Origin of the sequence: Antarctobacter jejuensis, from assembly GCF_052266595.1 — a bacterium.
Lineage (GTDB): Bacteria > Pseudomonadota > Alphaproteobacteria > Rhodobacterales > Rhodobacteraceae > Antarctobacter > Antarctobacter jejuensis.
In genome coordinates, this window is record NZ_JBQQXJ010000008.1 from 191,799 (window position 1) to 216,567 (window position 24,769).

The 24,769-nt window shown below is 65.0% G+C and carries 27 protein-coding genes; 13 read left to right on the plus strand and 14 right to left on the minus strand.

The window, feature by feature from the left end; translation table 11 throughout:
• Window positions 1-77 precede the first annotated feature (77 nt).
• The 3 genes from ACTXGA_RS13605 to ACTXGA_RS13615 form a co-directional block, all read right to left on the minus strand.
• Window positions 78-1,133 (minus strand): transketolase family protein, encoded by a 1,056-nt coding sequence (locus ACTXGA_RS13605; protein ID WP_443394487.1) that lies wholly within the window; start codon window positions 1,131-1,133, stop codon window positions 78-80.
• A 14-nt stretch (window positions 1,134-1,147) separates the two neighbouring features.
• On the minus strand, window positions 1,148-1,993 hold the full coding sequence (locus ACTXGA_RS13610; RefSeq protein WP_443394489.1) for a transketolase: 846 nt from the start codon (window positions 1,991-1,993) through the stop codon (window positions 1,148-1,150).
• Between the two features lie 82 nt (window positions 1,994-2,075).
• Window positions 2,076-3,029 carry a GlxA family transcriptional regulator gene (locus ACTXGA_RS13615; RefSeq protein ID WP_443394490.1) on the minus strand — a complete coding sequence of 318 codons (954 nt, stop codon included), beginning with the start codon at window positions 3,027-3,029 and terminating at the stop codon, window positions 2,076-2,078.
• Between the two features lie 55 nt (window positions 3,030-3,084).
• Between ACTXGA_RS13615 and ACTXGA_RS13620 the strand changes: the two genes are divergently transcribed.
• From ACTXGA_RS13620 to bcoG, 3 genes are read left to right on the plus strand one after another with little or no spacing between them, the layout of a single operon-like run.
• A complete protein-coding gene (locus tag ACTXGA_RS13620) occupies window positions 3,085-4,245 on the plus strand; it encodes an acyl-CoA dehydrogenase family protein (protein WP_443394492.1) in 1,161 nt (386 codons plus the stop codon).
• A 60-nt stretch (window positions 4,246-4,305) separates the two neighbouring features.
• Window positions 4,306-6,405, plus strand: coding sequence for an acetate--CoA ligase family protein (locus ACTXGA_RS13625; RefSeq protein ID WP_443394494.1), 2,100 nt, complete (start codon window positions 4,306-4,308; stop codon window positions 6,403-6,405).
• Window positions 6,395-7,306, plus strand: coding sequence for a 3-dehydrocarnitine:acetyl-CoA trimethylamine transferase BcoG (gene bcoG, locus ACTXGA_RS13630; RefSeq protein ID WP_443394496.1), 912 nt, complete (start codon window positions 6,395-6,397; stop codon window positions 7,304-7,306). Before ACTXGA_RS13625 ends, bcoG begins: the two co-directional genes overlap by 11 nt.
• A 303-nt stretch (window positions 7,307-7,609) precedes the next feature.
• Here bcoG and metF read toward each other — a convergent pair whose 3' ends face one another.
• Window positions 7,610-8,479: a methylenetetrahydrofolate reductase [NAD(P)H] gene (gene metF, locus ACTXGA_RS13635; RefSeq protein ID WP_443394497.1), complete on the minus strand. Its 870-nt coding sequence runs from the start codon at window positions 8,477-8,479 to the stop codon at window positions 7,610-7,612.
• A gap of 106 nt (window positions 8,480-8,585) precedes the next feature.
• Here metF and ACTXGA_RS13640 point away from each other — a divergent pair, with 106 nt between their 5' ends.
• Window positions 8,586-9,491, plus strand: coding sequence for a LysR family transcriptional regulator (locus ACTXGA_RS13640; RefSeq protein ID WP_443394498.1), 906 nt, complete (start codon window positions 8,586-8,588; stop codon window positions 9,489-9,491).
• Window positions 9,492-9,505: 14 nt separating this feature from the next.
• Here ACTXGA_RS13640 and ACTXGA_RS13645 read toward each other — a convergent pair whose 3' ends face one another.
• Both ACTXGA_RS13645 and ACTXGA_RS13650 read right to left on the minus strand, forming a co-directional pair.
• A complete protein-coding gene (locus ACTXGA_RS13645) occupies window positions 9,506-9,823 on the minus strand; it encodes a hypothetical protein (protein ID WP_443394499.1) in 318 nt (105 codons plus the stop codon).
• Between the two features lie 219 nt (window positions 9,824-10,042).
• Window positions 10,043-10,249 carry a cold-shock protein gene (locus ACTXGA_RS13650; protein WP_443394501.1) on the minus strand — a complete coding sequence of 69 codons (207 nt, stop codon included), beginning with the start codon at window positions 10,247-10,249 and terminating at the stop codon, window positions 10,043-10,045.
• A gap of 247 nt (window positions 10,250-10,496) precedes the next feature.
• On the opposite strand from ACTXGA_RS13650, the gene ACTXGA_RS13655 reads away from it, so the two are divergent.
• Both ACTXGA_RS13655 and ACTXGA_RS13660 read left to right on the plus strand, forming a co-directional pair.
• Window positions 10,497-10,814: an ArsC/Spx/MgsR family protein gene (locus tag ACTXGA_RS13655; protein ID WP_443394503.1), complete on the plus strand. Its 318-nt coding sequence runs from the start codon at window positions 10,497-10,499 to the stop codon at window positions 10,812-10,814.
• Between the two features lie 10 nt (window positions 10,815-10,824).
• On the plus strand, window positions 10,825-11,193 hold the full coding sequence (locus ACTXGA_RS13660) for a hypothetical protein (RefSeq protein ID WP_443394505.1): 369 nt from the start codon (window positions 10,825-10,827) through the stop codon (window positions 11,191-11,193).
• Between the two features lie 80 nt (window positions 11,194-11,273).
• Here ACTXGA_RS13660 and ACTXGA_RS13665 read toward each other — a convergent pair whose 3' ends face one another.
• The 6 genes from ACTXGA_RS13665 to thrS form a co-directional block, all read right to left on the minus strand.
• The gene (locus tag ACTXGA_RS13665; RefSeq protein ID WP_443394506.1) at window positions 11,274-11,840 is read right to left on the minus strand and encodes a DoxX family protein; all 567 of its coding nucleotides are present in this window, start codon (window positions 11,838-11,840) and stop codon (window positions 11,274-11,276) included.
• An 8-nt stretch (window positions 11,841-11,848) separates the two neighbouring features.
• Window positions 11,849-12,604, minus strand: coding sequence for an HvfC/BufC family peptide modification chaperone (locus tag ACTXGA_RS13670; protein WP_443394508.1), 756 nt, complete (start codon window positions 12,602-12,604; stop codon window positions 11,849-11,851).
• Window positions 12,605-12,651: 47 nt separating this feature from the next.
• Entirely contained in the window at window positions 12,652-13,500 is an 849-nt protein-coding gene (bufB, locus tag ACTXGA_RS13675) for an MNIO family bufferin maturase (protein ID WP_443394510.1), read from the minus strand.
• Window positions 13,501-13,573: 73 nt separating this feature from the next.
• Window positions 13,574-13,939 carry a BufA1 family periplasmic bufferin-type metallophore gene (locus ACTXGA_RS13680; protein ID WP_443394512.1) on the minus strand — a complete coding sequence of 122 codons (366 nt, stop codon included), beginning with the start codon at window positions 13,937-13,939 and terminating at the stop codon, window positions 13,574-13,576.
• Window positions 13,940-14,409: 470 nt separating this feature from the next.
• Entirely contained in the window at window positions 14,410-15,054 is a 645-nt protein-coding gene (locus ACTXGA_RS13685) for a VPLPA-CTERM sorting domain-containing protein (RefSeq protein WP_443394514.1), read from the minus strand.
• Window positions 15,055-15,370: 316 nt separating this feature from the next.
• Entirely contained in the window at window positions 15,371-17,353 is a 1,983-nt protein-coding gene (gene thrS / locus ACTXGA_RS13690) for a threonine--tRNA ligase (RefSeq protein WP_443394516.1), read from the minus strand.
• Between the two features lie 115 nt (window positions 17,354-17,468).
• Here thrS and ACTXGA_RS13695 point away from each other — a divergent pair, with 115 nt between their 5' ends.
• Both ACTXGA_RS13695 and ACTXGA_RS13700 read left to right on the plus strand, forming a co-directional pair.
• Window positions 17,469-18,710: an MFS transporter gene (locus tag ACTXGA_RS13695; protein WP_443394518.1), complete on the plus strand. Its 1,242-nt coding sequence runs from the start codon at window positions 17,469-17,471 to the stop codon at window positions 18,708-18,710.
• A gap of 55 nt (window positions 18,711-18,765) precedes the next feature.
• Window positions 18,766-19,437, plus strand: coding sequence for a DNA-3-methyladenine glycosylase I (locus ACTXGA_RS13700; protein ID WP_443394520.1), 672 nt, complete (start codon window positions 18,766-18,768; stop codon window positions 19,435-19,437).
• Between the two features lie 187 nt (window positions 19,438-19,624).
• Here ACTXGA_RS13700 and ACTXGA_RS13705 read toward each other — a convergent pair whose 3' ends face one another.
• Entirely contained in the window at window positions 19,625-20,377 is a 753-nt protein-coding gene (locus tag ACTXGA_RS13705; protein WP_443394522.1) for an ArsR/SmtB family transcription factor, read from the minus strand.
• A gap of 4 nt (window positions 20,378-20,381) precedes the next feature.
• The gene (locus tag ACTXGA_RS13710) at window positions 20,382-21,092 is read right to left on the minus strand and encodes a DUF899 domain-containing protein (protein ID WP_443394524.1); all 711 of its coding nucleotides are present in this window, start codon (window positions 21,090-21,092) and stop codon (window positions 20,382-20,384) included.
• Between the two features lie 227 nt (window positions 21,093-21,319).
• On the opposite strand from ACTXGA_RS13710, the gene ACTXGA_RS13715 reads away from it, so the two are divergent.
• Genes ACTXGA_RS13715 through ACTXGA_RS13735 form a run of 5 tightly spaced genes read left to right on the plus strand, consistent with a single transcriptional unit; the run spans window position 21,320 to window position 24,714 of the window.
• Window positions 21,320-22,060 (plus strand): alpha/beta hydrolase, encoded by a 741-nt coding sequence (locus ACTXGA_RS13715; RefSeq protein ID WP_443394526.1) that lies wholly within the window; start codon window positions 21,320-21,322, stop codon window positions 22,058-22,060.
• On the plus strand, window positions 22,057-22,653 hold the full coding sequence (locus ACTXGA_RS13720; RefSeq protein ID WP_443394528.1) for a histidine phosphatase family protein: 597 nt from the start codon (window positions 22,057-22,059) through the stop codon (window positions 22,651-22,653). The genes ACTXGA_RS13715 and ACTXGA_RS13720 overlap by 4 nt, the downstream gene beginning before the upstream one ends.
• Window positions 22,647-23,618, plus strand: coding sequence for an alpha/beta hydrolase (locus tag ACTXGA_RS13725; protein ID WP_443394530.1), 972 nt, complete (start codon window positions 22,647-22,649; stop codon window positions 23,616-23,618). Before ACTXGA_RS13720 ends, ACTXGA_RS13725 begins: the two co-directional genes overlap by 7 nt.
• A 13-nt stretch (window positions 23,619-23,631) precedes the next feature.
• Window positions 23,632-24,066, plus strand: a complete 435-nt coding sequence (locus tag ACTXGA_RS13730; RefSeq protein ID WP_443394531.1) for a VOC family protein — start codon at window positions 23,632-23,634, stop codon at window positions 24,064-24,066.
• A 36-nt stretch (window positions 24,067-24,102) separates the two neighbouring features.
• Entirely contained in the window at window positions 24,103-24,714 is a 612-nt protein-coding gene (locus ACTXGA_RS13735) for a hypothetical protein (protein WP_443394620.1), read from the plus strand.
• Window positions 24,715-24,769 lie beyond the last annotated feature (55 nt).

The window sequence follows — 24,769 nt, forward strand, 5'->3', positions numbered from 1 at the left end:
GGCGGGGGAAGGGGGCGCTGCCCCCTCGGCCTGCGGCCGTCACCCCGAGGTATTTTAATGCCCAAAGAAAGGGTGGGTCAGAGCCGGGATTTCACGCGGGCCGTGATGGCCTTGACCGAGAGTCCGTATTGATCGTGCAGCGTGGGCAGGGCCCCCGCGTCGAGGAATTCATCCGGCAGGGCGATGCTGTCGAAGGCCGGGTGGATGCCGGCGCGCATGAGGTCTGCGGCGACCGCCTCTCCCAACCCGCCGACGATGGTGTGGTTTTCCAGCGTGACCACAAGGCGGCCGGTCTTGGCGGCCTCGGCGCGGATGGTTTGGGTGTCCAGCGGTTTCAGGGTGGGGACGTGCAGGACGGCGCAATCGGTGCCGTCGGCCTTCAGCGCGCGGGCGGCGTCAAGCGCGCGCATGGTCATGAAACCGGTGGAGATGAAGAGCACGTCGCTGCCGCCGTGGATCACCTGTGCCTTGCCCAGTTTGAACGTGTAGCCGTATTCGCCCAGCACGTCCGGCACCTGCCCGCGCAGGAGACGCATGTAGACCGGGCCGGGGTGGTCGGCGATGGCGTGGGTGGCCTGTGTGATCTCTGTCGCATCGCAGGGGTCCACGATGGTCAGGTTGGGCATGCCGCGAAAAATGGCGAGGTCCTCGGTCGCCTGATGGCTGGGGCCGTAGCCGGTGGTCAGGCCGGGCAGGGCGCAGACGATCTTGACCGGCAGGTTCTCCTCGGCGATCGCCATGATGATGAAGTCATAGGCGCGGCGCGAGGCAAAGACCGCGTAGGTGGTGGCGAAGGGGGTGAACCCCTCACGCGCCAGCCCGGCGGCGGTGGAGATCATCACCTGTTCGGCCATACCCATCTGGTAGAAGCGGTCCGGGTATTCCTTGGCGAAAACATGCAGGTCGGTGTATTTCGACAGGTCCGCCGTCAGGCCGACGATGTCGTTGCGGGTTTTCGCCAGATCGCAGAGCGCATGGCCAAAGGGGGCGGCAACGGTATTGCGCCCTTCGGCATCCAGCGAGGCGATCATGGCGGAGGTGGTCAGGCGCGTGCCGTCGTCAGAGACGGGCAGGCTGCGCGGGGTGGATTTGGGTTTGCGGCGGGAGTGCGCGCCGATGGGGGCAGTGGTCATGGCGGTGCTCCTGTTCAGGCCGGGACTTTGGCGTCGAGATGGGCAATGGCGCGGGCCCATTCCTCGGGCGCGACGCGGACAAAGTGAGTGATCTCGCGGTCCTCAAGGAAAGGCACGCCTTTGCACATCTGGGTGCGGCAGATGATGACGCGGGGCCGTGGGTCCGACAAATTGCGGGCGGTGTCAAAGGCCGCGACCAGCGCGTCCATGTCGTTGCCGTCGACCTCTTGCGCGTGCCAGCCGAAGGCAGCCCATTTCGGGGCCTCGTCGCCCTTGGCCAGTGCCTGTGTCGTTGGCCCGTCGGCTTGCTGGTCGTTGAAATCGACCACGCAGATCAGGTTGTCCAACTGGTGGGACCGGGCGGCCATGACCGCCTCCCAGGTGGAGCCTTCGCCAAGTTCGCCGTCCGACATGAGGTTGTAGACGAAGGCGGGGTTGTTCTTGCGCTTCAGACCCAGCGCCGCGCCCACGGCGATGCCAAGGCCGTGGCCCAGCGATCCGCCGGTGATCTCCATCCCCGGGGTGTAGGCGGCCATGCCGGACATGGGCATGCGGCTGTCGTCCATGCCGTAGGTTTCCAATTCATCCTCGGGCAGGATACCAGCCTCTATCATCGCGGAATAGAGCGCGATGGCGTAATGACCGATGGAGAGGTAGAAACGGTCGCGGCCTTCCCACTCCGGGTCCTCTGGCCGGTAGGTCAGCGCGTGGAAATAGCTGACCGCCAGCACATCGGCGACGCCAAGCGCCTGCCCGATGTAGCCCTGTCCCTGAACCTCTGCCATGCGCAGCGCCAGCCGCCGGATTGACCACGCGCGCCGTGCCAGGCTCGTGTTCGAGCCGTCGTGGGCAGTCTTCATGCCCTTCCTCCCAATCTGATATATTAGTGTTTTGCCCCTTTATCGATGGCAATGGCCCGGTGAGCAAGTGGCAAAGCTGCCGTCAGGTCGACCGGCGCAGGTCTCTGGGTGTCTCGGAAAAGGCGGCGCGAAAGGCGCGGGTCAGGGCAGAGGCGTCCTCGTACCCGCAGCGGGTGGCGATTTCGCTGACCGAGAGGGTGGTCTGTTCGACCATCCGCCGCGCCGCGTTCAGACGCAGGGCGCGGTAGGTGGCACCGGGGCCGCGGCCCAGAACGGTGCGAAAGCGGCGCTCTAGCGCGCGGGGGGTGACATTCAGGCGGCGGGCGACGGCGGCGACGGGCAGGGGCGCCTCGACGTTGCGGCGCATGATCGACACCGCCGCCTCGACCAGTTGGTCGTCGCTGAGGCGCGGGGGCAGGTCGGCGGGGGCGGGGCGTTCGCCGTGCATGAACAGCGCCGCCACCTCTAGCCGCAGCATCGGGCCGTGGTGTTGTCCGATCAGGTCCAGCATCAGTTCAAAAGCGGTGGTGCCGCCGCCGCAACTGAGGATGTCGTCGTCGTTGACGACGCGTTCCGGGCGCGCCTCGACCTCTGGAAAGGTTTCGGCGAAGTTGTCCAGTTCATCCCAGTGCAGGGTGGCGCGCCTGCCGTCCAGCAGGCCCGCCGCCGCCAGTAGCCAGCTGCCCATGTCCAGACCGGCCAGCGTGCCAAAGCGCCGCCGCGCCGCGCGCAGGGCGCGCAGGGTGTCCGGCCCTGCCTGCGCCTGAAAGTCATAACTGGGCAAAAGCAACAGGTAGTCGCCGCCCGGATGGCGGGCGAGGCTGTCCTCTGGCGTAACCGGCAGTCCGGAGGACGACGTCAGTGTTTCCCGTGTGAGACCAAGGAATTGCCAGCGGTAGAGCGGCTTGCGCGCCAGTGTGTTGGCAGCCCGCAGCGGCTCGATCGCGTTGGCAAGGCACAGGTTGGAGAAGTTCGGAAACAGCAGGACGCCCACAACACGTGTCGCATTCTGCGGAGTATCGGGGGCGTTCTGCATATCCATCCCCGCCGATCTACCCTCTAGTAACGCCATCACGCAAGCGGAGGGTGCCATGCAGTTCGGATTGAGCGACGAGCAGGAGATGATCGTCTCTACCGTGCGGAGCTTTGTCGAGAACGAGATCTATCCGCATGAGGCGGAGGTCGAACGTACCGGACAGGTGCCGCATGAGCTGGGCCAAGAGATCAAGCGCAAGGTTCTGGATCTGGGGTTCTACGCCTGCAACTTCCCCGAAGAGGTCGGTGGCGCGGGGCTTTCGCATCTGGATTTTACGCTGGTGGAGCGGGAATTGGGACGCGGCAGCATGGCGCTGACGCATTTCTTTGGCCGTCCACAGAATATCCTGATGGCCTGCGACGGTGAGCAGAAGGAACGCTATCTGCTGCCCGCCGTGCGGGGCGAGCGGATGGATGCGCTGGCGATGACCGAACCGGATGCGGGCAGCGACGTGCGGGGCATGAAATGCGCGGCGGTGCGGGACGGCGGTGACTGGGTGGTGAACGGCACCAAGCACTTTATCTCTGGCGCGGAACATGCGGATTTCTTTATCGTTTTCATCGCGACTGGTGTGGACGAGACGCCCAAGGGGCCGAAGAAAAGGATCACCTGTTTCCTTGTGGATCGCGGCCATCCCGGCTTTGCCGTGCGCGATGGCTATAACTCGGTCTCGCACCGTGGCTACAAGAACTGCATCCTCGAATTCACCGATTGCCGCCTGCCGGACGCGCAGGTTCTGGGGCAGGCCGATGGCGGTTTCGACGTGATGAACGAATGGCTTTATGCCACGCGGCTGACGGTTGCGGCCTTCAGCGTGGGGCGCGCGCGGCGCTGTTTCGACTACGCGGTGGACTATGCCGCGCAGCGCAAGCAGTTCGGGCAGGCGATTGCCAAGTTCCAGGGCGTCAGCTTTCAGGTGGCGGACATGGTGACAGAGATCGATGCCGCCGACTGGTTGACGCTGGCGGGGGCCTGGCGGCTGGATCAGGGTCTGCCCGCGAACCGCGAGATCGCCTCTGCCAAGGTCTACGCGACGGAAATGCTGGCGCGGGTGACGGACACAACCTTGCAGATATTTGGCGGTATGGGGCTGATGGACGATTTTCCCATCGAGCGGTTCTGGCGCGACGCGCGGGTGGAACGGATCTGGGACGGGACCAGCGAGATCCAGCGCCACATCATCAGCCGGGAGATTTTCCGGCCGCTGGGCGCGTGAGGATGTTCCGGATGGTGGGTTGGGGACAACCCACCCTACGCGCGTCGGGAGGGTTGGGTCATGCCTGACATGTCGCGCCTGTTGCACCCCCAGTCCATCGCCGTGATCGGCGGCGGCGCGTGGTGTGCCAACGTGATCCGCGAGTGCCGCAAACTGGGTTTTGACGGTCCGGTCTGGCCGGTGCATCCCACGCGGACCGAGGTGGGCGGCTTGCCCGCCTTTCCCCGGATCGAGGACCTGCCCGGCGTGCCGGACGCGGTTTATATCGGCATCAACCGCAGTGCCACGGTCGAGGCGGTGCAGGTGCTATCGGCACGCGGCGCTGGCGGGGCGATCTGTTTCGCCTCGGGCTTTGCCGAGGCGCAGGCGGAACTGGCGGACGGGGCGGACCTGCAGGCGGCATTGCTGGCGGCGGCGGGGGATATGCCGGTTCTGGGGCCGAACTGTTACGGGTTTCTGAACGCGCTGGACCGCGTGGCCCTGTGGCCGGACCAGCACGGGATGGTCCCGGTGGAACGAGGCGTGGCGATCCTGTCGCAAAGCTCCAACGTGGCGCTGAACCTGACCATGCAGCGGCGGGGCCTGCCGATCGGATTTCTGGGCACCGTGGGCAACCAGGCGCAGGTGGACCTGAGCGCGCTGGGCATGGCGCTGCTGGAAGATCCGCGCATCACGGCGCTGGGCCTGTATATCGAAGGCATCAAGGATGTCCGGGGCTTCGAGGCGCTGGCGGCGCGGGCGCGGGCGCTGGGCAAGCGGATCGTGGCGCTGAAACTGGGCGCCTCCGAGCAGGCCAATGCGGCGGCGGTGTCGCACACCGCGTCGCTGACCGGCAGCGATGCGGGCGCGCGGGCGTTTTTGCGGCGGATCGGGGTGGCGCAGGTCACGTCGCTGTCGGCGCTGCTGGAGGTGCTGAAGATCCTGCATGTGGCGGGGCCCTTGTCGTCTAACCGGGTGGTGTCCGCCTCCTGTTCGGGCGGCGAAGCGAGCCTGATGGCGGACAGCGGGTTGGGCCATGACGTGGAATTCCCGCCGCTGGTGGCGGCACAGCGCGAGGCGCTGCGCGCGGCGTTGGGACCCAAGGTGGCGCTGGCCAACCCCTTGGATTACCACACCTATATCTGGGGCGACGTGCCCGCGATGCGGGCCTGTTTCGCGGGTATGATGCGGGGGCAGGACCTTGGGCTGGGTATTGTCGTTCTGGACTTTCCGCGCGGGGATCGTTGCTCGACTGCGGATTGGGATCTGGTGATCGAAGCGCTGTCGGCGTTGCGGGGCGCGGTGCCTCTGGCGATCCTGTCGAGTTTGGTCGAGACCCTGCCGGAAGAGGTGGCAGAGCGGTTGGTGACCCTGGGGATCGTGCCGCTCTGCGATGTGCCCTCGGCCTTGGAGGCGGTGGCGGCGGCGGCGTTCCTGGGGCGGGACGTGGCTGCGGCGCCGGTGCTATTGGAAAGCGAAGCGACATCTGCGGCGTCGGAAGAGGCGTATTTTCAAAGAGAAGAAACAACGAAGGGCGTCCTGTCCGAAGCCTTGGCCAAGGAGGTGCTGGCGCGCGCCGGTTTGTCTGTGCCGGGCCTGACGCGGGCCGCGACGGCCACGGCGGCGGGTGAGGCGGCGGCGCGGATCGGTTTCCCGGTTGTTCTGAAGGGCGAAGGCTTTGCCCATAAGAGCGAGGCCGGGGCGGTCAGGCTGAACTTGTGGTCTGCGGAAGAGGTGCGGGCGGCCGCAGAGGCGATGCGCGCCTCTGGCTATCTGGTCGAGGAGATGATCACCGGGGCGGTGGCGGAATTGCTGATCGGCGTCATGCGCGATCCGGCGCACGGGTTCGTGCTGACGCTGGGCGCGGGTGGTGTCTGGACCGAGATCCTTCAGGACACCCAGACCTTGCTGTTGCCGGTGACAGCCGAGGATGTACGCGGCGCGCTGGACCGATTGCGGATTGCGCCGCTTCTGGCGGGCTATCGCGGGGCCGCGGCGGCGGACATGGACGCCATTGCCGGGGCCATTCTGGCAGTGCAGGCTTTTGTCGTGGCCTATGCCGACCGGATCGAGGAAGTGGAGATCAACCCGCTGCTGTGTACGCCTGACCGGGCGGTCGCGGCGGATGCGCTGATCCATTTGCGGAATATCGAGATAGAGGGAGGCGAAGATGCCGCTTGAGATGAACAAAGAGGTCTTTATCACCTGCGCGGTGACCGGGTCGGGCGGCACGCAGGACCGCAGCCCGCATGTGCCGCGTTCGCCGCAGCAGATCGCGGAAAGCGCGATTGACGCGGCCAAGGCGGGGGCGGCGGTGGTGCATTGCCACGTGCGCGATCCCGAGAGCGGCGCGCCCTCGCGCGATCTGGCCTATTACCGCGAGGTGACGGACCGCATCCGCGACGCCGAGGTGGACGTGGTGCTGAACCTGACCGCCGGGATGGGCGGCGACATCACCTTTGGCCCGACCGACGCACCGTTTCCGGTGAACGCGGCCGGGACCGACATGATCGGCGCGGCAGAGCGCGTGGCCCATATCGCCGAGTGCCTGCCCGAGATCTGCACGCTGGACTGCGGCACGATGAACTTTGCCGAGGCCGATTACGTCATGACCAACACGCCCGGCATGCTGCGCGACATGGGCGCGCGGATGACGGCGCTGGGCGTCAAACCCGAGATCGAGGCCTTTGACACCGGCCACCTGTGGTTCGCCAAGGAGTTGGTGAAAGAGGGGGTGCTGGAAGGGCCCGCGCTGGTGCAGCTGTGCATGGGGGTGCCCTGGGGCGCGCCGGATGATCTGAACACCTTCATGGCGATGGTCAACAACGTGCCCGACGACTGGTGTTTCAGCGCCTTTGGACTGGGGCGAAACCAGATGGCCTATGTGGCGGCCACGGTGCTTGCGGGCGGCAATGTGCGTGTCGGGCTGGAGGACAACCTGTGGCTGAACAAGGGCGTGCTGGCCACCAACGCGCAACTGGTCGAGCGCGCGGTAGGCATCATCGAGCGCATGGGCGCGCGGGTGATCGGACCGGCGGAGGTGCGTAAGAAACTGGGGCTGGTCAAACGCGCGCCGGTTTGATTGGGGCGAAGTGGACGCGCTGCGCGCGTTTGGTCCGCTTCCGGTCTCACCAAGGCAAAAAGCCTCGGGGCCACCCTCGCGCGGTGGACCCCTGACAGGCCCCGGCCGCCGCATCAAGCACAATAGCCGTCTCCCCGCGCTGCGGGGCCCCTCGGCGATTGTGCATGACACGGCTGCCCCGGCCCTGTCTGATCGGGGCCACGCGAGGGCGGCTCCGAGGCAAATGCCAGGGCAGACAGGACTGGGCACGTAAAGACCCGCCGTGGCGTGGCCGGGCGGGTCTGATACGGTAAGGCGGTTGGGTCAGGCGACCTGTTCGAGGTTGACCTCTGGTGTGACGCCAAGCGCAAAGCAGACGTCGCGGGTCAGTTCCGGACGGTTCAGCGTGTAGAAGTGCAGCTTGTCCACACCGCCTTCGAGCAGGTCCGAGCACAGTTCGGTGCAGATCGCGGTGGCCAGCAGATCCTCGCGGTTGTCGCGCTGCGCCTTGTCGAAGGCGTCGATGACCCAGGCCGGGATATGGGTGCCGCAGGATTCGGCAAAGCGGCGCGCGCCTTTCCAGTTCTCGATCGGCAGGATGCCCGGCACGATGCGATCCGTGTCGATGCCCGCCTTGGCGCAGTCATCGCGGAAGCGGAAGAAGGTGTCGGCCTCGAAAAAGAACTGGGTCAGCGCCTCGGTGGCGCCGGCGTCCAGCTTGCGCTTGAGCCACTCGATGTTGGCTTTCTGGTCCGAGGCTTCGGGGTGGGGGTCCGGGTAGGCACCGACGCGGATGGTGAACTTGCCCTTTTCGGCCAGCGCCTCGATCAGCTCGATGGAGTTGGCGAAACCTTCGGGGTGGGCTTCGAATCCGGCGGATCCCTTGGGCGGGTCGCCGCGCAGGGCGACGATATCGGTCACGCCCGCCTTTGCGAAATCCTCGGCGATGGCCAGCGTTTCGTCGCGCGTGGCGTTGACACAGGTCAGATGCGCGGCGGTCCGCAGGCCGGAATGTTTGTGCAGGGTGGCGACCACGTCGCGGGTCAGGTCACGGGTGGTGCCCCCTGCGCCATAGGTCACGGAAACAAAGCGGGGACCAAGCGGCGCAAGAACCTGAACCGCGTCCCAGAGGCGAAATGTGGCCTCGATGTTTTTCGGCGGGAAAAATTCGTAAGAGATGTCGGGGCGCTGCATGATGCATGGAGTCCTTTATGAGTTGGCCTCTTGTTGCACAGGCAGCATTGTGAGACAAACTCATAAATCTCAAGATCAACATGAGCGAAATCATATAATGGCGCAGATGCACATTGAGTTCCGCCACCTGCGGACCATCAAGGCGATCCATGATGCGGGCGGCGTGGCACGGGCGGCGGATCAGCTGAACATCACCCAATCGGCGCTCAGCCATCAGATCAAGGGGCTGGAGGATCAGGCCGGGGTGGAACTGTTCGTGCGCCGGTCCAAGCCGATGAAGCTCTCCGCCGCCGGAATGCGCCTGTTGCGGCTGGCCGAACAGGTGCTGCCGCAGGTCGAGGCGGTGCAGGCGGAATTTGACGGGCTGCGCGCGGGCAAGGCCGGGCGCCTGCACATCGCCATCGAATGCCACGCCTGTTTCGAATGGCTGTTCCCGGTGCTCGAAGGCTTTCGCAAGCAGTTCGGCGACGTGGACGTGGACATCAAGCCGGGGCTGGCCTTTGACGCGCTGCCCGCGCTGATGAAGGAAGAGGTGGATGTGGTCATCTCCTCGGACCCCGAGGATCTGGCCGGCGTGACCTTTGTGCCGCTGTTCGATTACAGCCCTGTCTTCGTGGCGGCGGCGTCGCATCCGCTGGCGGAGAAACCCTTTGTAGAGGCCGCGGATTTCCGGGGCCAGACGTTGATCACCTATCCGGTGGAACGCTCACGCCTCGATATCTTCAGCCAGTTGCTGACCCCGGCCAAGGTGGAACCGGCGGCGATCCGGCAGGTGGAGCTGACGGCGGTGATCCTGCTCTTGGTGGCGTCCAACCGGGGGGTGACGGTGCTGCCCGACTGGGTGGTGCGCGAGGTCAAATACAGCTCGGACTACGTGACGCGACCCTTGACGGAACAGGGACTGACGCGGCGCATGTATGCCGCCGTGCGGACCGAGGATCTGGAAAAACCCTATATGAAGCTGTTGATTTCATTGGCAGGGGAAGAGGCGCGCAGGCTGCAGGCGGCGTAACGCGGCGCTGCGGCTCAACAGCTGTCGCCGGCCTGTCCGCGGGCCAGATCCCATCGGTCAGCATAGGACAGGCCCTGGATCGGATCGTAGGGTTTGCTCAGCACCTCTCCGGCCTTCTGGGCGAAGCAGGCGCAGTTCACGCCGCTCAGGTTCTCACGGCAATAGGCGGCCGGATCGGCCGCGGCACCGGAGGCGACGACCGGATGGACCGACCGGGCCAGCCCGCCTTCGGTCAGGGGCGGAAAGGCCTGAACGCCTGCCACCAGCCCGGCGATCACCAACAGGCCCGCACCATAGTGCAACAGTTTCGAAGAGGTGAACGTGGTGGTCATGGGGCACCTCACGCGGCAAGTGGGCAGCCCGGGACATCCGGCATAGGCCCGATCCGGACAGCCTACCGCGTCCCACGCCGGGGACGAAGCGCAATGCGCGTAAGATTTTAGCAGGTTCGCGGCGGTGAAAATCACCCTGCCGACAGACGGCAAGCCGTCTGTCGGGACACCCGGGCGCAGCTATCCAAGCGACAGTTTGGCGGGCGGGGCCGCGTGCTGTCAGAGAATCTTCAGGTCAGACGCCATTGACCGGCCATCACGGCCTTCGCGCAACTCGTAACTGACCTTCTGATCGTCGGCGAGGCCTGTCAGGCCTGACCTTTCCACGGCGGAGATATGGACGAATACGTCCTTTCCGCCGTCTTCCGGTGCGATGAAACCATAGCCTTTTGTGGTGTTGAACCACTTCACGGTGCCGTTCGGCATAATTCCCGTGCTCCTATTCAAGTCCTTGCGTTCATCCAGCGCAGATCGGCGCGCGGATGGTCACATCCGACTTTCAGGGCAAAGACCGGAGACCGCACGAAACGGCCGCCACCGGCGGACTGATCGTCGAAAGTCACAAGCCACAGATTAGCGCAGAACACCGAAATACAAGAGACCCTGCCTCGCATTTTGTTTGAACTTTGCATATCTGACGGCGGTAACCTGCCAGTATGCCAAGGGATTAAGCATGATCGTCTACGGACTAAAGACCTGTGATACCTGCCGAAAGGCGATGAAAGCCCTGCCGGAGGCGCAATTCGTGGACGTCCGCGCCGAGGGGCTGCCCGATGACATCCGTGACGCGGCGCTGGCTCAGTTCGGCGAAAAATTGCTCAACACCCGCTCGACCACATGGCGCGGGCTTGGCCCGGAAGAGCGGGAAACGCCGCCCGTGGCGTTGCTGGCCGCGCATCCGACCCTGATGAAACGCCCGCTGATCGTGGATGATGGCCGCATGGTGCTGGGCTGGGACAAACCGGCGCGCGCGGCGCTGGGCGTGGAATAGGAGCGGTAGGATGCGGAATGCAGCGCTGACTTTGGGGATCATTGCCGGGGTGATCGGCATGATCGTGGGGTTCTTCGGCTTTGGCTACACCGAACTGGTGCGCAATGTCGGAGAGGTCGAGGAAATGTTCGGCATGTTCGATGACCCGGACACGGTGCGGGTTGTCTCGATCCTCGCGCCCATGCTGGCCATTGCCGGGGGCGCGATGGCCAAGGCCCGCGCGCTCTGGGGCGGGCTGTTGCTGCTGGCCTCGGCGGCGGGGTTCTACCACGCCTTCGGCTTCAACGTCTTCACCATGTTCCCGATTGCCTTTGCCGGTCTGGGCGGCGTGCTGGCGCTGGCCGCGGGCAAACCGGATGAGGAAAAGGCGCATTTCTGAGCGCCCCTCTGGGTAGGGACGGGGGCGCCGCTCGCTTTCTGCGAAAGCAATCGCCCCGCCCGCCGTCCCACCGGTCACGCTCAGGCCGTGACCGCCTGCGGCGCCGGGTTCAATCCCAGCAGCCGGTCGACAGACAACGCACCGGCCCCCCGGATCACCAGCACCAGCAGCCCGAAAATCCAGATCGTCCGCTCGTCGATCAGCTCATACTTGGTGTCGAACAGCATCCCCGGCGTGGCGCCATGGCCGGTCACATCCACGAAGGTCTGCACAACCACGAAACCGATCATCCCCAGCGCCGCCAGCCGTGTGAACAGCCCGATCACGATCAAAAGCGGCAGCAGCCATTCGGCATAGGTCCCGGCAAAGGCGATCACGTCATAGTGGAAACCCATCCTCGAGGTATTGTACCCCGCCGCCTCGAAGGCCTTGGGAAACATCTGCGCATAGGTGCCGCTCTCCAGCGTGAAGAAGTCGAAAATCCCCTCTTCCCCCTTGCGGTCCCAGACCTTGGTCCCGGCGGAATTCCAGTAATAGCGCAAGAGCGTGGCCGCAAAGACCAGCCGCGTCAGCAGCGGGATCAACCCGTCGCCAAGGCGTTCGACCCCGGCAAAGACGGAATTATGGAGTGAGATCAGGCGGGTCATGGCAGTCCTCAGTCAGTGGTCAGATCACTCAGCGCCCCCTGCGCCAACAACAGCGTCAGGGTGGCGGAAAGGTCGAAATCAGGGCCCGCGGCCTCCAGCGCCTTGGCAAAGCGCGCGCCGCGCGACAGCGCCTGCAGGAAATCCGCGCCACCGGCGGGCAACAGATGCGGTGCAGGGTCGAACCCGGGACGGCAGATCAGCACGTCTTCGGCCCGCGCGTCAGGCTTCGGGCTGCCCGGCGTCAGGGTATAGCGATAGATCGACAAGACCGGCCAGCCGGACCGCAGCACCTGCGTCGCAGGCGCCAGCGTGAACCGCGCCCCCGTCAGCGCCTCTTCGGACAGGCCCGCCAGCCGCGCGCCGTCCAGCGCGGGCGCATCAGCGGCGTGGTAACTGCGCCGCAGCGCCAGTTCCAGCCGCGCCACATCGCCCAGATAACCGATCCCCTGCAGCGGCTCGATGCCTTCCAGGAACTCCGGAAACCCCGCACCATAGTGCATCATCAAAGGAGAGACAGGCGGCGTCGCCCGCAGGAACATCCCCGCCGCACGCGAAAAATTCTCCGGCCCGATCAGCTTGGCCACCGCCGGAAAGCCGCTCTCCAGCGCCTCGCGCAGGGCGACCGCCACGTTGTTGCGGTAAACGTCGAACCGCCGTCCTGCCGGGCGCCCGGCGCCATCGGTCAGGCCCACAGGCACATCGCGATCGGGCGTCAGCAAAGCGGCGCGGAACCCGGTCTCTGTCTCTGTCGCTACATGGGACATCCTGCGATCCTTGCCCGCTTCTTCTCTTTTCCAAATACGCCCGGCGCTCAGGCCGCCACACGTTCCAACGCCTGCGCGGCGCGCCCGGCCTCGGCGGCCAGAACAGGCCACTCCGGCACATCCGTATCCCATTCGATCAGCAAGGGCCGCGCGCCGCCCCGGTCCAGCACCAGATCCAGCAGCCCCCAGACCGGCTCTGCCACCTCGCGCCCGTGGCTGTCGATCAGCAAGGGCGCGCCGTGGTCGTCGTGATCCTCGTCATGGCCGGCCAGATGGATCTCGCCCACCGCGTCCAGCGGGAATCGCGCGATATACTCCTGCGGGCTGTAGCCAAGGTTGGTGGCGGAGACGAAAACGTTGTTCACGTCCAGGAGCAGGCCACAGCCGGTGCGCCGCGCGATCTCGGACAGGAATTCCGTTTCCTCCAGCGTGCTTTCCGCGAAAGCCAGATAGGAAGACGGGTTTTCCAGCAGCATCTTCCGTCCCAACGCCTCCTGCACCTCGTCCACATGGTCACAGACCCGGCGCAGCGTGTCGGGCGTATAGGGCAGCGGCAAAAGATCGTTCAGGAAATGGCTGTCGTGGGTCGACCATGCCAGATGCTCGGAAAAGCTGGCCGGGTTCAGCCAGCCGACAAGACGCTTCAGCCGCGCCAGATGTTCGGGGTCCAGCCGTTCGGGCCCGCCAATGGACAGGCCGACACCGTGGACCGAAATGGCAAACCGTTCGGACAGCGCGCGCAGTTGCGCCAGCGGCCTGCCGCCATCGCCCATGTAGTTCTCGGCATGAACCTCGAACCAGCCCACCGGGGCGGGATTGTCGAGGATGGCCGAATAGTGCTGCGGCTTGTAGCCGACACCGGGCAAGGGGGGGAGGGTGCTGGGCAGATCGTACATGGGATCACCGGCATGAGAGGGACGGTGGGATGGGCAATGCTGCCCATCCCGGTCTGTGTGACCTGTGGGCCGATCAGCTGTCGGACATCATGGACGGATCGAAGTACTTGGCCAGAACCTCATCGGCCAGACCTTCGGGCAGATCGCGCTTGATGCCTTCATAGCCCTTTTCCTTCAGGGCGTCCGCCGTCATGCCCATGCGGCCATCGGGCAGTTCGATTTCGGCGCAGGTGCCGGTATCGACCAGCGTCCATGCGTTGCCCTGGTAGTCGACCTTGGATGTGCCGGCGCAGGTGGTGCCGGGACCAGCCGCGCAATCGTTTTCACCGGCAAGGCTGACGCCATAGCACTTTTCCTGTTCCATGGCTTGCACGCCCGAGGCGGACACGGCTGCGGCGACGATGCCAACGAGGGCGGCGGTCTTCATGGTGTTGGACATTAGGAAATTCCTCCGGGTTCCTGAGTTTGAAACTTGGCCGCGGGCTTTCTGACCCGTCGGTGAACACAGGTTGCCGTGCTGGAAGGTTTGAGGCGACTCACGGGCGCGTGCTTCACGGGGGCGTCAGCCCGCGTGTCATCCACGCGAGGTTCCGGACAGGATTCACCGCCCCTGACCCGCGGATTTGTAACGAATCTTGCGAAACAGCCCATGCCGCAATGCAGAATGTTACAACCGGCCCGCCCGTCCGGCACGCCGGACAGGTGGGATCACGCGATCTGTCAGGGCTGTAACGGATCAAGTCCGGATTTCCGTCGCTGGAAATCTCAAAAAATCTGCCGCCGGGTGGCTGTGGGTTGTCATGGCTGGTCTTTCGAGCCGATGCCCCGAACATCGATGGGGAACAGCAAAAAGGGCAGGGGGATGACCCTGCCCTTGGCGTTTCTTGTCTGTCGGTAAGGGCTGTCGGTTCAGCCGCGTGCCCGGCGGCGCAGCAGCGCCCCGCCACCAAGCGCCGCAAGCAGCATCCAGCCTGCCGCGGGCAGCGGGACGGGCGAGGGGATCGGCGACGCGGTCACAAGGTCCTGGCTCTGCCGGAGCCCAAGCGTGTTGTCGCTGTCCCAATAGCTCAGCTGGTATTTCGACGGCGCGCCATCCATGGTCGCCAGCCAGTCGCTCGCCTGATCGATGGCGGTCTGGTTGGTGCCCACGGACTGGAAAAAGCCAGCGTCGAGCGCATAGGTCGTGTCGGTCTCGTGGAAGATTTCCCAGACCGCCAATTGAAAGGCCGCAGAGGTCGATTTGTCCACGACGCTGTCATAATGGGCGTTGTACAGGTCCGTCAGCCCCTCCATCACCGGGACGGCCGGCATAAAGACTTCGTAGTCCGAGTCCTTGATGTTCGCGAGCACGTTGATGCAATAAGCGAAAAAGCTTTCGCTCTTGTCGACGTTGAACATTGCGAACTCACCGGCCAGAACGTTGCCGCGCAGGTTCGTGTTCACGGCCTCATAGCCGCCGTACTTGGACCCGCCGAAATCGATCGTATCGGCGCCAGCGGCCCCGGCCGACAGCAGGATCGCGGCAGCCACGGATTTCAGGTACTTGTTAAACATTTAAACTCCCCACAGAGCTCACAAAAAAACCATATTTCTGGGACTCAGACCCCAGAAGCGCCCGCACTTACCAAGAGGATGCGCCTGCAGCAAGAATGACATCGCGTCATGCCAGATCCGGACGCCGAACGGGCTGTTGACTGGTATTTGGGGTTTCTTGCCCCTGTCCGGTAGGGGGAATAACCGGCCGGAATTCCGCACCTGACCAAGCGGCACCGGATCAGCGCAACGACAGGCATTCACGGCTTCCGGGCGCCAAATGAAACGGGCCGCCCCCATGTGGGGACGGCCCGATTGCCAGTCGTAAAAGGCCCGTTCAGCCGCGCATGTCCGGTGGCGTCGCGTCTGCGGACAGTTGCGCGGTGATCTCGTCCAGCGTGGCCACCTGCGTCTGCTTTTCACCCAGACGCCGCATGGTCACGGTGCGTTCCTCGACCTCGCGGTGGCCGACGGCCAGGATCACCGGCACCTTGCCCACCGAATGCTCGCGCACCTTGTAGTTGATCTTCTCGTTGCGCACATCCGCCTCGGCCCGCACCCCGGCCTTGGTCAGCTCGGCCACGACCTCCTGCACATAGTCATCCGCCTCGGATGTGATCGAGGCCACCACCACCTGACGCGGCGCCAGCCAGAACGGCAGCTTGCCGGCGTGTTCCTCGATCAGGATGCCGATAAAGCGCTCGAACGATCCCAAAGTCGCCCGGTGCAGCATGAAGGGGCGGTGCTTGTCGCCATCGGCGGCGATATAGCTGGCGCCCAGACGCTCCGGCAGGTTCGGGTCCACCTGGAAGGTGCCGCACTGCCAGACCCGCCCGATCGCGTCGGTCAGGTAGAAGTCCAGCTTGGGCCCGTAGAACGCCCCGTCGCCCGGCTCCAGCACGTAATCGCGGCCCACCGCCTTGATCGCGTTCTCCAGCGCGTTCTCGACATTGTCCCAGCTTTCCTCGGAGCCGACACGCTTTTCAGGACGGGTGGCAAAGCGGATCTCGAACTCGGGGAAGCCCAGCTCGCGGTAGATATCGGCGAGGAAGTCGATGAAGCGCGCGCATTCCTCCTGAATCTGATCCTCGGTGCAGAAGATATGCGCATCGTCCTGCGTGAACCCGCGCACCCGCATGATCCCATGCAGCGCGCCCGAGGGTTCGAACCGCGCGCAAGAGCCGAATTCGGCCAGCCGCAGCGGCAGGTCGCGGTAGGATTTCAGACCCTGGTTGAACACCTGCACGTGGCAGGGGCAGTTCATCGGCTTCAGCGCGTTGATGCGGGTCTGGGACTTGTCCTTGACGGCGGCATCATCGTTTTCACCGTCGCGGCTTTCGTCCACTTCGACCACGAACATATGGTGCTGGTACTTGTCCCAGTGGCCAGAGGACTCCCACAGCTTGCGGTCCACCACCTGCGGGGTGTTGATTTCCCTATAGCCACCGGCGCGCTGCTTGCGGCGCATGTAATCCTGCAACTGGGTGTAGATCGTCCAGCCATTGGGATGCCAGAACACCTGACCGGGGGCCTCTTCCTGCATGTGGAACAGGTCCATCTCGCGGCCCAGCTTGCGGTGGTCGCGCTTGGCGGCCTCCTCCAGCATGTGCAGGTGCTTCTTCAGGTCTTCCTTGTTCTTGAAGGCGACGCCGTAGATCCGCTGCAGCATCTGGCGCTTGCTGTCGCCGCGCCAATAGGCCCCGGCCACGCTCATCAGCTTGAAGCTGTCGCCGGGCACCTGCCCGGTGTGCTGCAGGTGCGGCCCGCGGCACAGATCCTGCCAATGGCCGTGCCAGTACATGCGGATCGGCTCGTTGCCCGGAATGGCCTCGATCAGCTCGACCTTGTAGGGTTCGTTGTTGGCCTTGTAGAACTCGATCGCGCGCGCGCGTTCCCAGACCTCGGTGGTCACCGGGTCCCGCTTGTTGATGATCTCCTTCATCTTCTTCTCGATGAGGCCAAGATCCTCGGGCGTGAACGGCTCTTGCCGGTCGAAATCGTAGTACCAGCCGTTTTCGATCACCGGGCCGATGGTGACCTTCACGCTGGGCCAGATCTCCTGCACGGCGCGCGCCATGATATGCGCAAGGTCATGCCGGATCAGCTCCAGCGCGGGCGCGTCATCGGCCAGCGTGTTGATCGCTATGGTGGCGTCATCTTCGATGGGCCATTGCAGGTCCCAATGCGCGTCGCCCACGGTTGCGGAAATCGCCTTCTTGCCAAGCGATTTGGAAATGCTCGCGGCCACCTCGGCAGGGGTCACACCCTTGTCGAAGTCACGTTTAGAGCCATCTGGGAAAGTCAGGGAAATCTGGGCCATCGGCCTGAACTCCTCGTCGGTTTGGCGCCCACGGAACGCCCGGTTGCGGGTTATGTGTCGAGCCTCGGAAATGGCCCCCCATGCGCGGGCTTGTCAAGCAGGAACACAGAGAGAGATGAGCGATAGCAGGCAGGATCTGTACGAAGGGTTGACCGGCGCCGAGCAGGCCCGCCCGCAAGAGGCGCGCAATGGGCTGCGCCACGCGCTCAGCCTGTCGATGACCAAACTGGCCGACGGGCTGATCGACCCGAAACTGGTGCTCAGCTGGCTGGGCGGTGCGCTGGGCGTGCCTGCCGCGCTGGTCGGTCTGTTCGTCCCGATCCGCGAGGCCGGGGCGCTGCTGCCGCAGATCGCGCTGGCGGGCTGGGTGCAGTCCATGCGCCGCCGGAAATGGGCCTGGGTGATCGGATCGGCGGGGCAGGGGATCTGCGCCGCGCTGATCGTGCTCGCCGCGCTGACGCTGTCGGGCTGGGCTGCGGGCATGGCAATGGCTCTGGCGCTGGCGGGGCTGGCGGTCAGCCGGTCGCTCTGTTCGGTCAGCTACAAGGACATCCTTGGCAAGACCGTGGCCAAGACCCGGCGCGGCGCGGTGACGGGCATTGCCGGATCGGTCTCGGCGCTGGCGGTGCTGGGCTTTGCGCTGGTGCTGATGGTGGGACCGGGGCAGGCGCTCTGGCCGGTGCTGGCGGCGATTTCGGTGGCGGCGGTGCTGTGGCTGCTGGCCGCTTTGCTGTTTTCGACGCTGGAGGAAGACCCCTCCGACCCTGAAAACACCCGCGCGCTGGACCTGTCGCCGCTGCGCGAGGATGCGCAGTTCCGCCGCTTTGTCGCGGCGCGTGGGGCACTGACCGTCACGGCACTGGCGCCGCCCTATTTTGTCCTGCTGGGCGGCGGGCAAAGCGCGTTGCAGGCGCTGGGGGCATTGATGCTGGCCTCCTCTGCCGCCTCTTTCCTGTCCTCCTATGTCTGGGGGCGGTTGGCGGATCGGTCCTCGCGGCTGGTGCTGGCGGCCTCGGGCGGGGTGGCGGCGGTCTTCATTGCGCTGGCGGTGCTGGCTGACCTCATGGGATGGACGCAGGCGGCATGGGTGATCCCGGCGGTGCTGTTCGGTCTGATGCTGGCCTATCACGGGGTGCGGCAGGGGCGGTCCGTCTACCTTGTGGATTTTGCGCCCCCGGATCGGCGCGCGGCCTATTCGGCGCTGGCCAATACGCTGATCGGCCTGCTGCTTCTGGCGGTCGGCGCGCTGGGCGGGGCGCTGGCCGCGCTGGGGCCGCAGGCGGCGCTGACGGGCTTTGCCGCGCTCAGCCTGTTGGGCGCGGTGCTGGCGCTGGGTCTGGACGAGGTCGAAGGATAGGCGCTTGCGCCGGTTGGCCCCACGGCGCAGTCTGGCGGCAACCGGGGAGAGCACCATGCACACGTTCGAAGAAATCCTGACCATCGCGGCAGAGCGCAAGGGCGGCCGCGAGGCGGTGCTGGCCGATATGCCCGCCGTGCTGGAGGCCGACGCGCTGGCCGCCATTCCCGATGACCGCTGGCTGGCGCAATTTGCGCGCGGCATCTTTCAGGCCGGGATCAGCTGGCAGGTGGTCGAAAACAAGTGGCCGGGCATCGAAGAGGCCTTTTACGGCTTTGACGTGGGCCGTTCCGCGCTGATGTCCGAGGATTGGTACGACGAATTGCTGGACGATCCGCGCATCATCCGCAGCCCGCCCAAGGTCGAGGCGATTCAACAGAACGCTGCCTTCATTCAGGAAGTCGCCGCCGAAGCCGGCTCTTTCGGGCGCAAGGTGGCCGACTGGCCGGCCGAGGATTTCGCCGGGCTGCTGGACTGGCTGAAGAAGGAAGGGTCGCGGCTGGGCGGCGCGACCGGGGCCTATGCCCTGCGCGTCCTGGGCAAGGAAAGCTTTGTGCTCTCGGCTTCGGTGGTGGCGCGGCTGATCGCCGAGGGGGTGATCGACAAAGAGCCGACCTCGAAAAAGGCGATGGCGGCGGTGCAGGAGGCCTTCAACACCTGGAAGGCCGAAAGCGGCGAAAGCCTGACCGTGATCAGCCGGGTGCTGGCGCAAAGCATCGACGCCTGAGGCGCGGGCGCCCCCGCTCGACGGAGGCTCCCACCCGCCCACCCACGCCCCCGCCGACCGGGGGGCGCCCGCGCGTTGGCGGAGGGGTGGTTTTGTTAACAAGGGGTGAAAACGCGCCCGTAACCCCTTGATCTGGCATTCCCCCTAAGCTGTCCACGCGTGGACACAGCCCGGGGGGAGGCCCATTTTATCCCGCAGTCTGCTGGGCAAATCGATGGGTCCGGCCCGTCTCCAGCCAAGTCTTGATCCCGGCCAGGAACCGCGCCCAGCCATCGTTGACGCCCTCCATATTCTCGCTCAACTCATAATGCTCCACCGTCAGTTTCATGCCGCTGTCCTGCGGCTCGATCAGGTAGACACAACGCGAGACCGCCGCATCCTCCGCCCAGCCGGGAGCAAAGCTCATCTCCAGCCGCGTCTTCGGCTCGATCGCGATCAGCTTGTTCGACAGCATCACGCCCCGCTCGGGGTCGTCAAAATGCATCTCCAGCAGATCGCCGGGCTTTTGATGGTGGCCGGAAACCTTGCCGCAGGCGAAATGATACTGAGCCATCAGATCGCCCCGTGTCAGCGCCTCCCACAGCGCATCCTGGGTGCAGTCGATGAATGTGGACATGACAAGATCAGGTTTCATTTCGGTCTCCAATCGGGATTTGAGGGCAGAGAGCATTTCTGCCTGGGGCTTGAGAAAGGGGTTGATCCAGCGATCGATCACCTCCTGCAGGGGCAGGGGGTTGAGGTAATGATATTTGAAGCGGCCGACCTTTTTCGTGGTCACCAGCCGCGCCTCTTCAAGAACCTTGAGATGCTTCATGACACCAAAGCGCGACATCTCGATTTGCTGTTCGAGATCGCTCAGCGTCTGCCCGTCCTTCCTGCGCAGGCTGTCCAGCAATGCGCGGCGGGCGGGATCATTCAGGGCCTTGAAGATTGCGTCCATCGTGTCAGGCGGTGCTTTCGTATTGGTCGCGGCGCCGCAGCCAGGCCATCGAGTGGGGCAGCGCGTCCTCGTCGCGGCCCTTCGCGGTCAGGTCCAGCAGTTGATAGGCCGGGTTCAGGGCGTCCAATCCGCGCCCGAAGACTGAATAGCTGTGCCAGATCGTGCCGTCACCGTCCTTTTCGAAGGTACTGATGCCGGGGGCCTCTGTCGCCGGAAAGCCGGCGTCGCGGTAGTTGTAGTTCCCCTGGCGGGCGGCAACCTCTTCGGGGGTAAAGGCCACGCCCATGTCGCGGTTGAAGTCGGTTCCGTGCGAGGAGACCCATTTGAACCGCCATCCCATGCGCGCCTTGTAGGCGTCGAGCCGGTCCAGCGGTGCGGCAGACACCACGACAAATCCGGTGTCCCGCGCGGCCAAGTGCACATCAAGGCCATCGAACCCATCGGCCCAGAAGGAACAGCTTGGGCAGCCTTCGGCCCAATCCTCGCCGAACATGAAGTGATCGACGATCAACTGGGAATGCGGGCCGAAAAGATCGGCGAGGGTTTCCTGCCCGTTCGGGCCATGAAAGCGGTAATCTTTTTCGACGCGCAGCCGAGGCATCTGGCGGCGCCTCTCGGCAATCGCATCGCGCGCACGGGTCAGTGCCTTTTCCTCCGCCAGCAAGGCGGTGCGGGCGGCGAGCCAGTCTGCGCGAGGGGTGGGTCGGGTGTTCATGGTGGGCCTCATGATCAAGTGAGCAGATGAGGTGACTATAGGTGAATATATAGTAACGTGACAATATGGTAACTTAATGGCCGTTTAGGCCGGCCGTGGCCACTGCGCGCCACCGCCGACCGGCGGTTTGCGGTCGCAGGCGCGCTTTCCACCGGACGGGTGCCGGGAAATCGTTTTGTTTCCAGAAGGCTGGCGCTATGCTCGCGGAGGAAAGCAGGGAGATGTTGATGGCAGAGATCGCCTATATCGACGGGCCGCGTGGTGACCGTCTGGCCTATGCCAAGACCGAAGGGTCGGGACCCTGCGTGGTGTTTCTGTCGGGCTATCGGTCGGACATGAATGGCATCAAGGCGGTGCATCTGGAGGCCTGGGCCGAATCGCAGGGGCGGTCCTTTTTGCGACTGGATTATGCCGGGCACGGCCAGTCGGGGGGGCGGTTCGAGGACGGTTGTATCGGGGATTGGGCGGCGGATGCAGAGGCGGTCATTCGCCATGCCGTGCCCGGGCCGGTGGTGCTGGTCGGCTCTTCGATGGGGGGATGGATTTCCTGCATTCTGTCGAAACGGCTGCCGGACATCGTGGGCTTTGTCGGGATCGCGTCGGCACCGGATTTCACCGAAGACAGGTTCTGGTCCGGGTTTTCCGAAGCCGCGCGGCGGCAGGTCATGGACGAAGGCCAGGTCCTGATGCCGTCGGCCTATGAGGATCCCTACCTTGTCACCCGCAAGCTGATCGAGGACGGGCGCCAGAACCTTGTCCTGCGCGCGCCCTTGGCGATGGATTGGCCTGTGCGCCTGTTGCAGGGGACAGAGGATGAGGCGGTCACGCGCGACACGGCGCTGCGTCTGCTGGACCATATCCGGGGGGCGGACGTGCGCCTGACACTGGTCAAGGGGGCGGATCACCGGTTTTCCACGCCGGAATGTCTGCGCCTGATCGAGGCGGCCATTATCGACGTTTCCGGGTGAGACATCTGTATTTCATCACCCATGCCGAGGTGGTGATGGACCCGGCGGTGGCGGTTCCGGACTGGGCGCTGTCCGAGGTTGGGCAGGCGCGGCACCGGGCCTTTGCCGAACGCTGCCCGCCGGTTGCCGCGATTTTCTGCAGTTACGAGTGCAAGGCGATGCAGGGGGCGGATATTCTGGCCGAGGCGCAGGGGCTGGTGGCCAAGCGCGTGCTGTCGCTGCATGAGAACGACCGCTCGGCCACCGGATATCTGCCGCCGGAGGAGTTTGAGCGCGTGGCCGATGCCTTTTTTGCGAACCCAAGACAGCAGGTGCGCGGCTGGGAGCGGGCCATTGATGCGCAGGCGCGTGTGGTGATGACCCTGAAACGTGTGGTGGCAGAGGCGCCGGACGGCGATATCGCGGTGGTGGCCCATGGCGGGATCGGGGCGCTGCTGCGAGCGCACCTGTTGGATGTACTGATCGACCGGACCCATGATCAGCCAGCGGGTGGCGGCGGGCACGCCATGGTGATCGGCCTACCCGACTGGACATTGCGGCGGGACTGGCACCGGATCGAATCCTTTGACGGGCAGGCGGACAGGCCATGCTGACCTGGGTGTTGGGCGGGGCTGCGCTGGGCCTTGGGGCCTATTGGAAACTGGCCCCGCGAGAGCCTGCGGTGACGGCCATCTCTTTCGACGAAGCGCAGTTGGATGCGGGCGTGGAGCCGTGGCTTGCCGCGCAGGAGGCCCGCGTTCCCAACCTGCGTCCCGGCGCGGAAAAGCGCGTGCACTGGGCCGGGGAGGCGGAGGCGCGGACCGACTGGGCGCTGGTCTATGTGCATGGCTTTTCCGCCGCGCCGGACGAAATTCGCCCGGTGCCCGACATCGTGGCCGACAGGCTGGGCGCGAACCTTGTCTTTACCCGGCTCAAGGGGCACGGGCGCGACGGTCCCGCGATGGCGGAGGCGACGGTCGAGGGCTGGATGGAGGACATGGCAGAGGCGCTGGCCATCGGGCGGCGCGTGGGCAGGCGGGTGCTGGTCATGGGCACATCGACCGGCGGCACGCTGATCACGCTGGCCCTGCACGAGGCGATGGGGCGGGACGTGGCCGGGGCGGTGCTGATCTCTCCCAATTTTCGTGTGGCGGACCCAAAATCCGCGCTTATCACATGGCCGGGCGCGCGCAGGTGGCTGCCGTGGCTGGCGGGCCGCGAAATCGGGTTCGAGCCGCGCAGCGAGGCCCATGGGCGGCTCTGGACCACGCGCTATCCCAGCCTTGCGGTGCTGCCCATGGGGGCGGCGGTGCGGGCGGTGCATCAGCGGCGGCATGAGGATCTGTCCACGCCCGCGCTGTTTGTCTTCGATCCCGGTGATCAGGTCGTGGATCACCGTGTGACGCGGAAAATCGCTGCGCGTTGGGGTGGGACGGCTGACGTGCATGAGGTCACATTGGGACCAGAGGACGATCCATCGCGGCACCTGATCGCCGGGGCGGTCCTGTCGCCGCAAATGTCCGTTCCGGTGGCGGAGCGGGTGCTGGGCTGGATATTGGACGGGGCGCAGGACGCCTAGAAGGAGGAGAGGTATGGACCAGCGAGTCAGCCTGATCACATTGGGGTGTCGCGATCTGGAGCGGGCCAGCGCGTTTTATGAGGCGCTTGGTTGGCATCGCGTCGATGCACCAGAGGGGATCGTGGTGTTCGACCTGATCGGTCAGGCGCTGGGACTGTACCCGTTGGAGGATCTGGCGCGGGACATGGGGGGTGCGCCGGATGACCTTGGGTTTGGCGCATCAACGTTGGCCTGCAACGTGCGGGAAAAGAATGAGGTTTCTGAGATATTGGTTGCCGCGGAGGCAGCAGGCGCCAAGATCCTGAAACCAGCACATGATGTTTTCTGGGGTGGGCACATCGGCTATTTTGCCGATCCCGACGGGCATGTCTGGGAGGTGGCGTATAACCCGTTTTCGACGCTGGGGCCGAATGGTGAATTCCGTTGGGCGGGTTATGGCGATGGCTGATCCGGAGGGCCGATGACGGTGAGACGTCCGCGCTCCATGTGGTCACTGGAAACGCTGGGGCGAGAGCCTCTGTCACGGCATTTCTGGATGCGGGAGTTCCTGTGTTCCGAGATTGGAAACTTTCACGAAATCAGCAATATACCGGACGATCCTGATCTGGCGCTCGAGCGGGGCCGTGCCTTTGCGACGGCGCTGTTAGATCCGCTGGAGGAAACCTTTGGCAGGGTCTTCGTGCGATCCGGATACAGGTCCGCGCGGCTGAACGCCTTTGGCAATGCACACGGGCTGAACTGTGCCCGGAACGATTATCCGCTGGAATGCCACATCTGGGATCTGCCCGACCGGGCAGTCGCCGGAGCCTCGGTTGTGATCCCGTGGTTCGCGGAGCGCTATGCGCAGGGGCGCGATTGGCGGGATCTGGCATGGTGGCTGCACGATCACCTCGACTATTCAGAAATCTGGTTCTTTCCCAAGCTGTGCGCATTCAACATCGCCTGGCGGCCGGAACCGCAACGGCGCATCGACAGCTACATCGCGCCCAAGGGAACACTGCTGCGCGCCGGGGCAGAGCCACCGGAGCCGCCCGCCGAACGGGCACGACGCTACGCGGACTTCCCGAGATTCCGCGGGATCGCCTTTCCCGCATAAGGGCTTCTGGACAGCAGAAAAACACGCGTTTAGCGTGTGTCCGACAAATAGCGGA

Excerpts from the sequence above, each read along its gene's own strand:
- ACTXGA_RS13605 (WP_443394487.1), bottom strand. The coding sequence starts at position 1,133 with ATGACCACTGCCCCCATCGGCGCGCACTCCCGCCGCAAACCCAAATCC.
- ACTXGA_RS13610 (WP_443394489.1), bottom strand. The coding sequence starts at position 1,993 with ATGAAGACTGCCCACGACGGCTCGAACACGAGCCTGGCACGGCGCGCG.
- ACTXGA_RS13615 (WP_443394490.1), bottom strand. The coding sequence starts at position 3,029 with ATGCAGAACGCCCCCGATACTCCGCAGAATGCGACACGTGTTGTGGGC.
- ACTXGA_RS13620 (WP_443394492.1), top strand. The coding sequence starts at position 3,085 with ATGCAGTTCGGATTGAGCGACGAGCAGGAGATGATCGTCTCTACCGTG.
- ACTXGA_RS13625 (WP_443394494.1), top strand. The coding sequence starts at position 4,306 with ATGCCTGACATGTCGCGCCTGTTGCACCCCCAGTCCATCGCCGTGATC.
- bcoG (WP_443394496.1), top strand. The coding sequence starts at position 6,395 with ATGCCGCTTGAGATGAACAAAGAGGTCTTTATCACCTGCGCGGTGACC.
- metF (WP_443394497.1), bottom strand. The coding sequence starts at position 8,479 with ATGCAGCGCCCCGACATCTCTTACGAATTTTTCCCGCCGAAAAACATC.
- ACTXGA_RS13640 (WP_443394498.1), top strand. The coding sequence starts at position 8,586 with ATGCACATTGAGTTCCGCCACCTGCGGACCATCAAGGCGATCCATGAT.
- ACTXGA_RS13645 (WP_443394499.1), bottom strand. The coding sequence starts at position 9,823 with ATGACCACCACGTTCACCTCTTCGAAACTGTTGCACTATGGTGCGGGC.
- ACTXGA_RS13650 (WP_443394501.1), bottom strand. The coding sequence starts at position 10,249 with ATGCCGAACGGCACCGTGAAGTGGTTCAACACCACAAAAGGCTATGGT.
- ACTXGA_RS13655 (WP_443394503.1), top strand. The coding sequence starts at position 10,497 with ATGATCGTCTACGGACTAAAGACCTGTGATACCTGCCGAAAGGCGATG.
- ACTXGA_RS13660 (WP_443394505.1), top strand. The coding sequence starts at position 10,825 with ATGCGGAATGCAGCGCTGACTTTGGGGATCATTGCCGGGGTGATCGGC.
- ACTXGA_RS13665 (WP_443394506.1), bottom strand. The coding sequence starts at position 11,840 with ATGACCCGCCTGATCTCACTCCATAATTCCGTCTTTGCCGGGGTCGAA.
- ACTXGA_RS13670 (WP_443394508.1), bottom strand. The coding sequence starts at position 12,604 with ATGTCCCATGTAGCGACAGAGACAGAGACCGGGTTCCGCGCCGCTTTG.
- bufB (WP_443394510.1), bottom strand. The coding sequence starts at position 13,500 with ATGTACGATCTGCCCAGCACCCTCCCCCCCTTGCCCGGTGTCGGCTAC.
- ACTXGA_RS13680 (WP_443394512.1), bottom strand. The coding sequence starts at position 13,939 with ATGTCCAACACCATGAAGACCGCCGCCCTCGTTGGCATCGTCGCCGCA.
- ACTXGA_RS13685 (WP_443394514.1), bottom strand. The coding sequence starts at position 15,054 with ATGTTTAACAAGTACCTGAAATCCGTGGCTGCCGCGATCCTGCTGTCG.
- thrS (WP_443394516.1), bottom strand. The coding sequence starts at position 17,353 with ATGGCCCAGATTTCCCTGACTTTCCCAGATGGCTCTAAACGTGACTTC.
- ACTXGA_RS13695 (WP_443394518.1), top strand. The coding sequence starts at position 17,469 with ATGAGCGATAGCAGGCAGGATCTGTACGAAGGGTTGACCGGCGCCGAG.
- ACTXGA_RS13700 (WP_443394520.1), top strand. The coding sequence starts at position 18,766 with ATGCACACGTTCGAAGAAATCCTGACCATCGCGGCAGAGCGCAAGGGC.
- ACTXGA_RS13705 (WP_443394522.1), bottom strand. The coding sequence starts at position 20,377 with ATGGACGCAATCTTCAAGGCCCTGAATGATCCCGCCCGCCGCGCATTG.
- ACTXGA_RS13710 (WP_443394524.1), bottom strand. The coding sequence starts at position 21,092 with ATGAACACCCGACCCACCCCTCGCGCAGACTGGCTCGCCGCCCGCACC.
- ACTXGA_RS13715 (WP_443394526.1), top strand. The coding sequence starts at position 21,320 with ATGGCAGAGATCGCCTATATCGACGGGCCGCGTGGTGACCGTCTGGCC.
- ACTXGA_RS13725 (WP_443394530.1), top strand. The coding sequence starts at position 22,647 with ATGCTGACCTGGGTGTTGGGCGGGGCTGCGCTGGGCCTTGGGGCCTAT.
- ACTXGA_RS13730 (WP_443394531.1), top strand. The coding sequence starts at position 23,632 with ATGGACCAGCGAGTCAGCCTGATCACATTGGGGTGTCGCGATCTGGAG.
- ACTXGA_RS13735 (WP_443394620.1), top strand. The coding sequence starts at position 24,103 with ATGTGGTCACTGGAAACGCTGGGGCGAGAGCCTCTGTCACGGCATTTC.